General features: G+C 73.7%; 11 protein-coding genes. 3 read left to right on the forward strand and 8 right to left on the reverse strand.

Annotated elements, in window-relative coordinates:
• Positions 1–98: 98 nt before the first annotated feature.
• Genes AB0910_RS05215 through AB0910_RS05235 form a run of 5 tightly spaced genes read right to left on the reverse strand, consistent with a single transcriptional unit; the run spans position 99 to position 5,117 of the window.
• Positions 99–944: an HAD family phosphatase gene (locus AB0910_RS05215; RefSeq protein ID WP_366743155.1), complete on the reverse strand. Its 846-nt coding sequence runs from the start codon at positions 942–944 to the stop codon at positions 99–101.
• 16 nt (positions 945–960) lie between these two features.
• Positions 961–2,088: an ABC transporter ATP-binding protein gene (locus AB0910_RS05220; protein ID WP_366743156.1), complete on the reverse strand. Its 1,128-nt coding sequence runs from the start codon at positions 2,086–2,088 to the stop codon at positions 961–963.
• 7 nt (positions 2,089–2,095) lie between these two features.
• Positions 2,096–3,097 (reverse strand): ABC transporter permease subunit, encoded by a 1,002-nt coding sequence (locus AB0910_RS05225; protein WP_366743157.1) that lies wholly within the window; start codon positions 3,095–3,097, stop codon positions 2,096–2,098.
• On the reverse strand, positions 3,085–3,993 hold the full coding sequence (locus tag AB0910_RS05230) for an ABC transporter permease subunit (protein ID WP_366743158.1): 909 nt from the start codon (positions 3,991–3,993) through the stop codon (positions 3,085–3,087). The genes AB0910_RS05225 and AB0910_RS05230 overlap by 13 nt, the downstream gene beginning before the upstream one ends.
• A complete protein-coding gene (locus tag AB0910_RS05235) occupies positions 3,993–5,117 on the reverse strand; it encodes an extracellular solute-binding protein (RefSeq protein ID WP_366743266.1) in 1,125 nt (374 codons plus the stop codon). Before AB0910_RS05235 ends, AB0910_RS05230 begins: the two co-directional genes overlap by 1 nt.
• A gap of 389 nt (positions 5,118–5,506) precedes the next feature.
• On the opposite strand from AB0910_RS05235, the gene AB0910_RS05240 reads away from it, so the two are divergent.
• Complete coding sequence (locus AB0910_RS05240) at positions 5,507–6,280, forward strand: GntR family transcriptional regulator (RefSeq protein WP_366743159.1); 774 nt, start codon at positions 5,507–5,509, stop codon at positions 6,278–6,280.
• Between the two features lie 39 nt (positions 6,281–6,319).
• Here the strand turns inward: AB0910_RS05240 and AB0910_RS05245 are convergent, their stop codons facing one another.
• Both AB0910_RS05245 and dusB read right to left on the reverse strand, forming a co-directional pair.
• Complete coding sequence (locus AB0910_RS05245; RefSeq protein WP_366743160.1) at positions 6,320–7,366, reverse strand: aldo/keto reductase; 1,047 nt, start codon at positions 7,364–7,366, stop codon at positions 6,320–6,322.
• A gap of 120 nt (positions 7,367–7,486) precedes the next feature.
• Complete coding sequence (gene dusB / locus AB0910_RS05250; RefSeq protein ID WP_366743161.1) at positions 7,487–8,668, reverse strand: tRNA dihydrouridine synthase DusB; 1,182 nt, start codon at positions 8,666–8,668, stop codon at positions 7,487–7,489.
• 90 nt (positions 8,669–8,758) lie between these two features.
• On the opposite strand from dusB, the gene AB0910_RS05255 reads away from it, so the two are divergent.
• Positions 8,759–10,282: an MFS transporter gene (locus AB0910_RS05255; RefSeq protein ID WP_366743162.1), complete on the forward strand. Its 1,524-nt coding sequence runs from the start codon at positions 8,759–8,761 to the stop codon at positions 10,280–10,282.
• A 15-nt stretch (positions 10,283–10,297) separates the two neighbouring features.
• Here AB0910_RS05255 and AB0910_RS05260 read toward each other — a convergent pair whose 3' ends face one another.
• Complete coding sequence (locus tag AB0910_RS05260) at positions 10,298–11,230, reverse strand: helix-turn-helix transcriptional regulator (RefSeq protein ID WP_366743163.1); 933 nt, start codon at positions 11,228–11,230, stop codon at positions 10,298–10,300.
• 102 nt (positions 11,231–11,332) lie between these two features.
• Here AB0910_RS05260 and AB0910_RS05265 point away from each other — a divergent pair, with 102 nt between their 5' ends.
• Positions 11,333–12,841 (forward strand): MFS transporter, encoded by a 1,509-nt coding sequence (locus tag AB0910_RS05265; RefSeq protein ID WP_366743164.1) that lies wholly within the window; start codon positions 11,333–11,335, stop codon positions 12,839–12,841.
• The last annotated feature ends 27 nt before the right edge of the window (positions 12,842–12,868 follow it).

The following is a 12,868-nucleotide window of genomic DNA, read 5'->3' on the forward strand; positions in this document are numbered from 1 at the left end:
GAACACGGAAGGGGTGGCACTGGGTGCCACCCCTTCCGGAGTCACAGGCGAGCATGATCCGCTCATATGAGCAAACCCGAGATCAAACGTGGCGAATGTCACGCTGTCCGTGGCCGGAATTCGACGCTCACGCACGCCGCGAGATCGGCCGGGCCGACGCCGTCGAGGCTCGCGGCGAAGTACCGTCCTTCCCCCTCGGCCACCGGCAGCAACGACGGCACCACCAGCACCGGGCAGCCGGCCGCGCGCGCCGACGCGGTCCCGTCGGGCGAGTCCTCCACGACCACGCACGCGCCGGGCGCCACCCCGAGGCGCCCGGCGGCCGCGAGGTACGGCGCGGGGTGCGGCTTGGTCCGCGCCGTGTCGTCGGCGGAGAGCGTGAACGCGAAGCCCGCGCCGTCGAGCGCCCCCGCGACCACCGAGTCGACCACGCTTCTCGGCGAGGCGCTGACCAGCGCGAACGGCACATCCGCCGCCCGCAGTGCGGCCAACAGCGAGCGGACTCCTGGGCGCAGCGGCGCCCCGGCCTCGACCCGCAGAAGGAACGCGCGGGTCAGCTGCCGGGCGACCGTGTCCACGGCGTCGGCAGACGCGCGGGGCGGGCCCGCGGCGCGCCCGGCCGCAGGACGTGCGGTGCCGGACGCCGCGGCAGGCGGGTCCGCCGCGGCGCCGTCCCCGGCCGTGACCCGCACCAGGTGCGCCGCGGTGTCCAGGACGGCCCGACCCACCACCTCGGGCGCGTCGGTGTCGCCGAGCCGGTGGCCGAGACCGGCCGCCACCTCGGCCGCCGCATCCCACCAGAGGCACTCGGTGTCGACCAGGGTCCCGTCCATGTCGAACAGCACGGCCGCAGGCAGCGCGCCGCCGTCCGGAGCGGGCGGGCGGCCGACGCCACCGTCCGCGCCCACGCCGGCCTCCGCGCCCACGCCGCTCTCCGCGCTCATGCCGCCTGCCCCGCGCTCATGCCTGCCCCGCGCCGGACGCGCCGGACGCGGGGACCACGAGCACCGGCCGGTCCGCGGGGGCGACCGCGGCGCGCACACCGGGACCGAGCCCGCCCGCGTCGCGCGAGGGGACGTCCGCCTTCACAGCCGTACCGTCCGGCAGGTCGAGCAGGACGCGGGTGACCGAGCCCAGGAAGGCCGCGGACACCACGGTCGCGGGGCCCTCGGGGTCGGGCACGGCCGTGATGTTCTCCGGCCTGATCAGCACGTCGACCGCGCCCCCGCCGCCCGCCGCGGGTGCCTCGCCGTCCACCGGGAGCAGCGCGCCCGCGACCCGGACGAGGCCGGGGTCCGCCAGGGTGCCGGGCAGGCGGTTCATCGTGCCGACGAACTCGGCGACGAACGCCGTCGCGGGCCGCTCGTACAACTCGGCGGGGCTCGCGCACTGTTCGAGGCGGCCCGCGCTCAGGACGGCGACCCGGTCCGCCATCGAGAGGGCCTCCTCCTGGTCGTGGGTGACGAAGATGGTGGTGATGCCGAGCGAGAGCTGGAGCCGCCTGATCTCCTCGCGCAGGGACAGCCTGACCTTCGCGTCGAGCGCGGAGAGCGGCTCGTCGAGCAGCAGCACGCGCGGCCGCAGCGCCAGCGCGCGGGCCAGCGCGACCCGCTGCTGCTGGCCGCCCGACATCTGGTGCGGGAAGCGGTCGCCGTGGTCGGGCAGCCCCACGAGGTCGAGGAGTTCGGCCGCACGCAGGCGCCGCTCGGCCGCCGCCGCCTTGCGCACCCGCAGCCCGAAGGCGACGTTGTCGCGGGCGCTGAGGTGCGGGAAGAGGCTGTACGACTGGAAGACCATGCCCGCGTCGCGCCGGTTGGCGGGGACGCGGGTGATGTCCTCGCCGTCCACCAGCACCTCGCCCGCGTCGGGGTGCTCGAACCCGGCGAGCACGCGCAGCGCGGTGGTCTTGCCGCAGCCCGACGGGCCGAGCAGGGCGAGGAGTTCGCCGGGGCGTGCGGTCAGGTCGAGGCCGTCGAGCGCGACGGTGGGGCCGAACGCCCGGCGCAGGCCGCGGAATTCGACGAGCGCACCGGCTCCTGGCGCGCGGCCGCCCGCCGCGGGCGCGGGGGATGTGGTGGGTGTGACCATGGGAGGTCTACTCCTTGGCTGAGGTGGCGGGCAGGGGGGCGGCGCCGGACGCCGGTGCCGTGGGTGCCCGGTGTGCGGGGGACTTCGCCGCGGCGCCGGGCGCCCCGGCGCCGGTGTCGGCGCGGGCGCCCGCGCGCGACAGCACGAGCAGCAGCGCCCAGGCGATCAGCAGGCTCAGCAGCGACACCGCGACCGACATCTGCGCCTGGTCGCCCGAGATGGTGACGATCCACACCGCGAACGGCTCGTAGCCGAGAAGCGCGGCGATCGTGTACTCGCCGAGGACCAGCGCGAGCGTCAGGAACGCGGCACCGGCCAGCGAGGAGCGCAGATTGGGCAGCACGACGCGCCAGACGGTCGCGGCCATCGAGGCCCCGCAGTTGCGGGCCGCCTCCACCAGCGTGGTGAGGTCGACGGCGCGCAGGCCCGCGTCGAGCGAGCGGTAGACGAAGGGCAGCGCGAGCACCACGTAGGCGAAGACGAGCACCAGCGGGAACGACGGGTCCTGCACGGCGATGAACGTCTGGTAGAGCGGGGTCGTGGCCAGGTGGTCGGGGCCCCACTTCAGCACGCTCTGCACCCCGCTGACGAGCGCGATCGGCGGGACGACCAGGGGCAGCATGCAGACGATCTCGACCACGGGCCGCAGCCGGGGCGCGCCGAGGCGCACCGCGACCATGGCGGGCACGACGAGCAGCAGCGACAGCGCGATGGTGGCGGCGGCGAGGCCGAGCGAGAGCAGCAGGCTCCGGCCGAAGCCGTCGGCGGAGAGTATGCCGGTGTAGGCGCTGAAGTCGACGCCCTGGCCCGGGACATGGACGGTGAAGACGAACGAGGCGACGAGCGGCACCACGAAGTACACGCCGGCGAGGCCGAGGAGGGCGCCCCGCCAGACGCGGGGCCGCCCGCGCCGGGTCCCCGCGCGCCGCCCCGCGGCCGGTGCGCCGCCCTGCGGGGAGGTGCCGGACGCGGCGCCCGCGCCGTCCGCCGTGGGGATCAGTGCAGCCATCGGGTGCTCCGTCGCTGGAGGGGCAGGTAGACCGCCATCACGAGTCCGGCGATCACGATCATGTCGAGGCTGAGCGCGAGGGCCACGTTCTCCTGGCCGACCTGGACGTTGCCGGAGAGCGCGTCCGCGATCTTCAAGGTCACGAGCGGCACGGAGCCGCCGACCAGCGCGGCCGCGGTGGCGTAGGCGGCGAAGGCCGAGCCGAACAGCAGGACGAAGCCGCCGAGCAGGGTGGGCGCGAGCACGGGTACACCGACATGGCGCCAGAACTGCCCTGTGGTGGCGCCCGAGTTGAGTGCGGCCTCGCGCCACTGCGGGCGCAGTCCTTCGAGTGCGGGGACGGACACGAGGACCATCAGCGGCACCAGGAAGTAGAGGTAGATGACGACGAGGCCGGGGAACGAGTAGAGGTTCCAGCCGGCCGCGCCCAGGTGCGCGACCTGGGTGACGACGCCGGAGATGCCGAGCGTGGCGACGAACGCGAACGCGAGGGGCACGCCGCCGAAGTTGGCGAGGACGCCGGAGGCCGTGAGCACCGACTCGCGCAGCGCGCCGCGCCGGGAGGTGACCACGGCCTGGGCGATCAGCATGCCGAGCACGCAGCCGATCAGGGCGGTCAGCGCGGAGAGTTCGACGCTGCCGGTGAGCGAGGCGAGGTAGGCGCCGCCGAGCGAGGTGGCGAGGTTGGCGCCGGTCGCGTGCGTCGCGCCGCCCTGGTCGGTGGTGAGGGCCCCGTACACGACGAAGCCGACGGGCAGGCCGAAGCAGGCCGCGGCGAAGACGAGCAGCGGCAGTGTGCCGAGCCAGGAGCGCGACGCCCGCCGCCGCCGGCGGCTGCTGCCGCCGGCGGCGGACGGTGCGGGCGTGCCCGGTGCGGGCAGGGTGTCGGACGGCATCAGGAGACGGCCTTGTCCCAGTTCTGGGCGAGGACGCCCTTGACCTTGTCGAGGTCGGCGGACGACGGGAAGGACGGCGTGCCGGACACCTTCGGCAGCTTGGCGACGAACGCCTTGTCGGCGGTGCCGTCCGCGGTCATCGAGGGCAGCAGCACGGGCCGCGCGTACCCCTTGAGGAAGAGGTTCTGCCCGGTGGTGCTGTAGAGGAATTCCATCCACAGGCGGGCGGCCGCGGGGTGCGGCGCGTCCTTGTTGACGGCCTGCGAGTAGTACTGCGCGTACCGGCCGTCGGAGGGCACGGAGACCTTCCAGTCGACGCCCTTGGACTTGAACTCGTCCGCGTAGGAGGCGTTCAGGTAGTCCCAGTCGATGGAGATGGGTGTCTCGCCCTTCTCCACGGTGGCCGGGGTGGACTCGACGGGGATGAAGTTGCCGCTCTTCTTCAGCTTGCCGAAGTAGTCGATGCCGGGCTGGATGTCGGCGAAGCCGCCCTTGTCGGCGAGGGCCGCCGCGTAGACGCCGCCGAAGGCCGAACCCGACTTGTTGGGGTTGCCGTTGAGCGCGACCTTGCCCTTGTACTCGGGCTTGAGGAGGTCGGCGAAGGTGGTGGGGCAGACCGTGACGCGCTTGGCGTCGCAGCCGATGGAGATGTAGCCGCCGTAGTCGTTGTACCAGCGGCCCTGCGGGTCCTTCTGGGACGCGGGGATCTTGTCGAAGTCCGCGACCTTGTAGGGGGCGAACAGGCCCTGGGAGGCGCCGCTGCGGTCGAAGGGGATGCCGAGGTCGACCACGTCGGGGGCGCGGCCCTGGCCCTTGCGCGAGGTGACCGCGTTGATCTCGTCCGCGCTGGCGGCGTCGGGCGTCTCGTCCTTGACCTTGATCTTGTACTTGGCCTCGAACTCCTTGATGATCTCGCCGTAGTTGGCCCAGTCCGGTGGCAGGGCTATCGCGTTGAGCGTGCCCTCCTTCTGTGCCGCGGCGACGAGGGCGTCCATGCCGCCGAAGTCGGCGGCCGAGGTGGCGGACGCGGCCTTGACGCCGCCCGCCGACGCGGCGCTGCCCGCGCCGTCCTGCTTGGCGCCGCAGGCGGTGAGCGCGGTGAGTGCCGCGGTGGTCAGGGCCACGGCGGCGGCGAGCCTGCGGTGGTCGCGCGTACGGGTTCTGGTCACGCTGGTCTCCCGGATGGCAGGGGGATACGAGGGCATGGGGGATGGCGTGGCCTGCCCGGCGCGAAGCGCACTTGTTCAGACAAGCCGGCATCAGTTCGCCCGGTCGCCGTGACCGGTGGATGAACGGGCGGCGGCCGCCCGCGGTCGGTGAGGAGAAGACGGGGCGGGCTGTTCGACCACCGATCTACCCGTGTTCGACACGGCTGACACCCTGGGGCCCGGTGTCGGGGCGATGTCGCCCGCGGTGCGTACGGGCGCCGCCCGAGTGGCATCGCGGTGCGTGGCACATACTCGTATCTGTGCACAGGCAAAGCAGTGACCGACGGCCGGGCTGAGGGGGATGCGTGAGCGGTTCGCGCTACGGGGAGATCGCTGAGGCACTGCGCCGCTCGATCCTCGAAGGGGAGTATCCGGTGGGGGCGTTGCTGCCCTCGGAGAGCGATCTCGCGGCCCGCTGGGGCGCCTCGCGCGGCACGGTGCGCCAGGCGGTGGGACTGCTGGCGTCCGAGGGGCTCGTCGGTTCGAGGCAGGGGGCGCGCCGGGTGGTGCTGCGGCAGGAACGGCGGCACAGTTTCGCCCAGTTGACAAGTTTCGCGCAGTGGGCCCAGGCGATGGGCTGCGAGGTGTCGAGCCGCATCCTCACCCGTACGACGCGGCGCGTGGGGGCCGAGGAGGCGTCACGGCTCGGCGTCGCGCGGGACAGCGAGGTGCTGTACGTGCTGCGGCTGCGCAGGCTCGACGGCGAGCCGGTGCTCGTGGAGCGGACCGCATACACGGACTGGGTGGCGCCCGCGGTGCGCGACCTGCCGGACGACTGCGTGTCGATCATGAACAGCATCGCCGGGAGCGCGGGCATCGTCGCGCACTACGGGGAGCACCTGATCGACGCGGTGGCGGCGGGCAGCGAGGACGCGCGACTGCTGGGGGTGCGCCGCGGCAGCCCGCTGCTGCGGCAGCGCTATCTGACGTACACGGCGGCCGGCCGGCCCATCGAGTGGACCGACGACCGCTATCTGCCGGGCAGCGTGGCGTTCGCGGTGAGCAACTCGGCGGCGGCCGCGCCCCTGGAGCGCCACGCGGGCCCCTCGGTCACGCCGCACCCGGTGCGCGCGTCCTGAGAGGGCGCGCGCACCGGGGCCCGCCGCGTGCGGCCGCGCTCAGCGGGCCCGGCCGTGCAGCGCCAGGTCGGGGGCGCCGAAGCGGTCGGAGGCCGCGGCCGCCTGGTGCCAGTGCGGGTAGATCAGGTACGGCGCGCTCACCCTGTCGAGCCGGTCGACGTCCTCGGCCGACAGCGCGACCTCGGCGGCGCCGAGGTTGTCGGCGAGCTGCTCGTCCTTGCGGGCCCCGACGACGAGCGTGGTGACTGCGGGCTTCGCGAGGAGGTAGGCGAGCGAGATCTGCGCGGGCGAGGCGCCGTGGGCCGAGGCGATGTCGACGACCGTCTCGATCGTGTCGTACAGCTTCTCCTCGTCGCGCACGGGCGGTTCGCTCCACTCGGTGAGGTGGCGGCCCTCGCTCGCCTGCTGCCCGCGCCGGTACTTGCCGGAGAGCAGCCCGCCGGCGAGCGGGCTCCACACCATCACGCCGAGGCCCTGGTCGAGGGAGAGCGGGACCAGCTCGTACTCGGCGTCGCGGGATTCGAGCGAGTAGTAGACCTGGTTGCTGACGAAGCGCTCCCAGCCGTGCGCCTCGGAGACGGCGAGCGCCTTCATCAGCTGCCAGCCGGTGTAGTTGGAGACGCCGAGGTAGCGGACCTTGCCGGAGCGCACGAGGGAGTCCAGGGTCTGGAGCGTCTCGTCGAGCGGGGTCTGCCCGTCCCACTCGTGCACGTGGTAGATGTCCAGGTGGTCGGTGCCGAGGCGGCGCAGACTCGCCTCCACCTGCTCCAGGATGTGCTGGCGGGACAGGCCCTGCTCGTTGGGGCCCTCGCCCATCTTCATGCGGACCTTGTCGGAGATCAGCACCTTGTCGCGCCGTCCCGCGAGCGCCTTGCCGACGATCTCCTCGGACAGGCCCCCCGAGTACATGTTGGCCGTGTCGATCAGATTGACGCCCGCATCCAGGCACATGTCGATCTGCCGCTTGGCGCCCGCCACGTCCGTGTTGCCGAGCGAGCCGAACTGGTCCTTGCCGCCGAACGTCATCGTGCCCATGGAGAGCACGGAGACGCGCAGCCCCGAGCGTCCGAGCTGCCTGTACTCCATCGTGGTTCCCTCTCGGTCGTACGGAGCGCCGGGGAAACCGGCGCAGGTGACGACTACCACACGAGAGGGAGCTGAATCGGGGTCGCGCGCTGCGGCCGCCCGCAGGGCACGGCGGCGGGGTCAGCCGCCCGAGGTGGCGAGTTCGGCGGAGGCGTCGATGCCCGCGCAGTCGTAGGGGTCGCGCAGCCAGCCGTCCGGCAGGACCACGCGGTTGTTGCCCGAGGAGCGGCCGCGCGGGCCGTCGGCGCCCTGGGGCCAGGGCTGGTCCAGGTCGAGCCCGGCGAGCAGCTCGTCGAGCTGGTCGAGCGAGGAGGTGACCGCGAGCTTCCTGCGCAGCTCGGAGCCGACCGCGAAGCCCTTGAGGTACCAGGCGACGTGCTTGCGGAAGTCGACCACGCCGCGCGCCTCGTCGCCGAGCCACTCCCCCAGCAGCTGCGCGTGCCGGTGCATCACGGCGGCGACCTGCCGCAGTGTGGGCCGCAGCGCCTCGCCCGTGCCCTCGAAGGCGGCGACGAGGTCGGCGAAGAGCCAGGGCCGCCCGAGGCAGCCGCGGCCCACCACGACGCCGTCGCACCCCGTTTCGCGCACCATGCGCAGCGCGTCGCCGGCCGACCAGATGTCGCCGTTGCCGAGGACGGGGATCTCCGGGACGTGCTCCTTGAGGCGGGCGATGGACTCCCAGTCGGCGGTGCCGCCGTAGTGCTGGGCCGCGGTCCTGCCGTGCAGGGCGATCGCGGTCACGCCCTCGTCCACGGCGATCCGCCCGGCGTCGAGGCTGGTGAGGTGGTCGTCGTCGATGCCCTTGCGCATCTTCATGGTGACCGGCAGGGCGCCGGCGTGGGAGACGGCCTGGTGCAGGATGGCGCGGAGCAGGGGCCGCCTGTACGGGAGGGCCGAGCCGCCGCCCTTGCGGGTGACCTTCGGCACGGGGCAGCCGAAGTTGAGGTCGATGTGGTCGGCGAGGTCCTCGTCCACGATCATGCGGACGGCCCGGCCCACGGTCTCCGGGTCGACGCCGTACAGCTGGATCGAGCGGGGCGTCTCGCCCGGGTCGAACCGGATCAGCTGCATGGTCTTCTCGTTGCGCTCGACCAGGGCGCGTGTGGTGATCATCTCACTGACGAAGAGTCCCTTGCCGCCGGCGAACTCCCGGCACAGCGTCCGGAACGGCGCGTTGGTGATGCCCGCCATCGGCGCGAGCACCACGGGCGGCCGGACGGCGTACGGCCCGACCTGGAGCGCGGCGGCCGCCCGCGCTGCGGGGGCCGCGGCGGCCGGAGGGGCGGGGGTCTCGGTGGTCATGGACCCATTGTCACGTATCCCGCGCGGGGCCCCTGCGGGGAACCGGGTGTGCGTTACACCCAGGTCATTAGTTTTGCGTACTATCGATGTATGCCCGAGCTCAGCCCCCGACGGCGGATGCTGGTGCTTGCGATCTGCTGCATGAGCCTGCTGATCGTCAGCCTCGACAACACCGTCCTCAACGTCGCCCTGCCCGCCATGCAGAAGGAACTGCACGCGAGCGTCTCAGGACTCCAGTGGACGATCGACGCGTACACGCTGGTCCTCGCCTCGCTGCTGATGCTCTCGGGCTCGACGGCCGACCGGATCGGCCGCCGCCGCGTCTTCACGACCGGCCTGGTGATCTTCACCATCGGCTCGGTGCTCTGCTCGGTCGCGCCCAACCTGGAGACGCTCGTCGTCTTCCGGATGCTCCAGGCCATCGGCGGCTCGATGCTCAACCCGGTCGCCATGTCGATCATCACCAACACCTTCACGGACCCGCGGGAGCGCGCCCGTGCCATCGGTGTGTGGGGCGGCGTGGTCGGTCTGTCCATGGCGGCGGGACCGCTGGTCGGCGGGCTGCTCGTGGACTCCGTCGGCTGGCGCTCGATCTTCTGGATCAACCTGCCGATCGGCCTGGCCGCGCTCATCCTGACCTGGAAGTTCGTGCCGGAGTCGCGTGCGGCGAAGGCGCGCAGGCCCGACCCGGTCGGGCAGGCGCTGGTGATCGGCGTGCTGGGCGCGGTCACGTACACCATCATCGAGGTCCCCTCGGCGGGCTGGACGTCGCCGCGGATCCTGGCGCTGATCTGCCTGGCCGTGGCCTGCACCGCCGCGCTCCTCGTGTACGAGCCGCGGCGCGCCGAGCCCCTGATCGACCTGCGGTTCTTCCGCAGCGCGCCGTTCAGCGGCGCCACCGTGATCGCGGTCTGCGCGTTCGCCGGGCTCGGTGGCTTCCTCTTCGTCAACACGCTCTACCTCCAGGAGGCGCGCGGCCTGACCGCGCTGCACGCGGGCCTCTACCTGCTGCCGATGGCCGCGGTCACCGGCGTCTGCGCGCCGCTGTCCGGGCGCCTCGTCGGCAGCAGGGGGCCGCGGCCCTCGCTGGTCGTCGCGGGCGTGGGGATGACGGTGAGTGGGCTGCTGTTCGCCGTCTTCCAGGCCGACGCGCACACGCCGCTGCTGTTCCTCGGCTACGTGCTGTTCGGCTTCGGGTTCGGCTGGGTCAACGCGCCGATCACCAACACCGCGGTCTCCGGCATGCCGCGCTCGCAGGCGGGCGTGGCCGCGGCGGTCGCCTCCACCAGCCGCCAGATCGGCTCGACGCTCGGCGTGGCCGTGCTCGGCGCGGTGCTCGCGGGCGGTGTGGCATCGGCCGCCTCCCCCGCCGGCGCGAGCCACCCGTCGGCCGCTTACCTCGCCTCGTTCTCCGAGGCGGCGCGGCCCGCCTGGTGGATCCTGACGGCGTGCGGCTTGGCGGTCCTCGTCCTCGGCATCGCCACCAGCGGGGACTGGGCGCGCCGCAGCGCGCAGCGCGCCGCCGCCCTCTTCGAGCAGCCGCAGGACGCGCCGCCGCAGGTGGCAGGGGCCACCGCGGCCCCGGCCCGCACCGGCCCTTCCCACCGCGTCTGACCCGCGGGCCCGGCCTCAGACCTCGGCGTACGCGCGCACCCCGTGCGGGCCGGGGCGCCGGGCGCGCAGGTCGCGCGCGTACGCCTGGAGCCGGCCGAGCCGCTCCCTGGTCTCCTCGTCCACGGGCATGTAACCGAGCAGCACGGGGCCCGCCTTGGGGCCGAGCCACAGCGGCGTCTGCTCCAGTTCGAGCCGCCCGACGACGGCGTTGTCGAAGCTCTTGCGGTAGCCGGTGTTGGTGTCGACCTCGTGCCGGTCCCAGGCCGCGCGGAACTCCTCCGAAGCGCACCGCAGCCGGGCGAGCAGCGCCTTCCACGCCGGGTCGCCGAGGTGCTCGGCCATCGAGGCGCGGAAGCGCGCGGCCATCGCGCGCTGCGCGTTCGCCCGGTCGACGAGCGCGGCGCGCCACGCGTCGTCGGTGAAGGCGAGCCAGAGGCAGTTGCGGTCCTCGGGCGGCAGCGCGTCGAGGTCGCGCATCAGCACGCCGTACGTGCTGTTGTAGGCGAGCAGGTCGTACCTGCTGTTCTGCACGGCGGCCGGGAAGGGTTCGAGCTGTTCCAGCATGCTCCGCAGCGCGGGGGTGACCTGGGGGCAGGGGGTCGTCGGGTCCGGGTCGACGCCGCCTGCCAGCGAGAACAGGTGGGCGCGCTCGACCGGGTCGAGCAGCAGGGCGCGGGCCAGCGCGTCGAGGACCTGCGCCGAGACCTTGATGTCCCTGGCCTGTTCGAGCCACGTGTACCAGGTGACGCCGACCGACGAGAGGTGCGCGACCTCCTCGCGGCGCAGCCCCGGGGTGCGGCGGCGGCTGCCGCGCGCCAGGCCCACCTGCTCGGGGCTGATGCGCTCGCGGCGGCTGCGCAGGAACTCCGCCAGCTCGCGGCGGCGCACGTCCGGGCTCTGGGCCCGGTGCGGCTGCCCGGAGCCGCCCTGGACGGTGGTCGTGGTCATGTGCTTCAGTCTCCCGCAGCGCTCACCCTGTTACCAGGTACTTCTTCTACCAGGATAAAGACACTCTGGTACCTGGCTGCGGGGCGCGCGATCGTCGGTGGCATGACCAAGGCATCCACATCCGCCGCCACGGGGGCGGCAGGGACCGCGACGGCGCAGTCCGCGGCGCCTCAGCCGGCGCCGCCGCGCCCCGGCGACCAGGGGGCGGCCGTCCACCGCCACGGCGCGGCGCTCGGCACGCTCGGCCTGTTCACGGTGCTGCTCGGCGCGGCGCTCCCCCTGATCGACTTCTTCATCGTCAACGTCGCCCTGCCCACCATCGAGCGCGACCTCGACGCGGGCGCGGCACTGCTCGAACTGGTCGTCGCCGGGTACGGCCTGAGCTACGCGGTGCTGCTGGTGCTCGGCGGCAGGCTCGGCGACATGTTCGGCCGCCGCAGGCTGTTCATCGCGGGCATGGCCGCCTTCGGCGCCACCTCGCTCGCCTGCGGCCTCGCGCCCGACGCCTGGTCCCTGGTGGCCGCAAGGGTCGCGCAGGGCGCGGCGTCCGCGCTGATGCTGCCGCAGGTGCTCGCCACCATCCACGCCTCCACGACGGGCCACCGCAGGGCCCGCGCCCTGTCGATGTACGGCGCGACGGCGGGCCTCGCCATGGTCGCGGGCCAGATACTCGGCGGCGTGCTGGTCGCCGCCGACATCGCGGGCTCCGGCTGGCGGGCGATCTTCCTGGTGAACGTGCCGGTCGCGGTCGTCGGCCTGTTCCTCGCCGTGCGCTCGGTGCCCGAGACCCGCTCGCAGGCGCCCGCCCCGGTCGACGTGCCGGGCACGGTGCTCCTCGCCGCGGCGCTCACCTCGCTGCTCGCGCCGCTCACCGAGGGCCGCGCGGCGGGCTGGCCGCTGTGGACGTGGGTGTCGCTCGCCGCGTTCCCGCTCCTCGCGTACGCGCTGTACGCGGTGGAGCGGCGCGCCGACCGCGCGGGCCGTACGCCGCTGGTGCCGCCGAGCCTGTTCGCGCAGGTGTCGCTGCGGCGCGGGCTGGTCCTCGTGGTGCCGTTCTCCATCGGCTTCGGCGGCTTCATGTTCGTCTTCGCCGTCGCCCTCCAGCAGGGCCTCGGGATGGGCGCCGTCGCCGCGGGCGTGGCGCTCGTGCCGCTCGCCGTAACGTTCTTCGCCGCGTCGCTCGCCGGTCCCCGGCTGGTGCGCGGGTACGGCAGCCGCATCGTGCCTGCGGGCGCGGTGGTCCAGGGCCTCGGCCTCGCGCTCATGGCGTACGCGGTGTGGCGCGACTGGCCCTCGGTCGGCACGCTCGCGCTGCTGCCGGGCACGGCGCTCGCGGGCGCGGGCCAGGGACTCCAGCTGCCGGTGCTGTTCCGGATCGTGCTCTCGGACGTGCCGCAGGAGCGCGCCGGCGTGGGCAGCGGCGTGATGGTCACCACCCAGCAGTCGACGCTGGCGCTCGGGGTGGCCACGCTGGGCTCGCTGTTCCTGACGCTGGCCGGCGCGGGCACGGCGCACATGGGCCACGCGCTGGTCGTGACGCTGCTGACGCAGCTGGGGCTCGTGGTGCTCACCGGCCTGCTGGCGCTGCGGCTGCCCCGCGCGATCTCCTGACGCGGCCCCGCGCCCGTACGGAGCCGG

It is taken from the genome of Streptomyces sp. NPDC047002, from assembly GCF_040704505.1.
GTDB lineage: Bacteria > Actinomycetota > Actinomycetes > Streptomycetales > Streptomycetaceae > Streptomyces.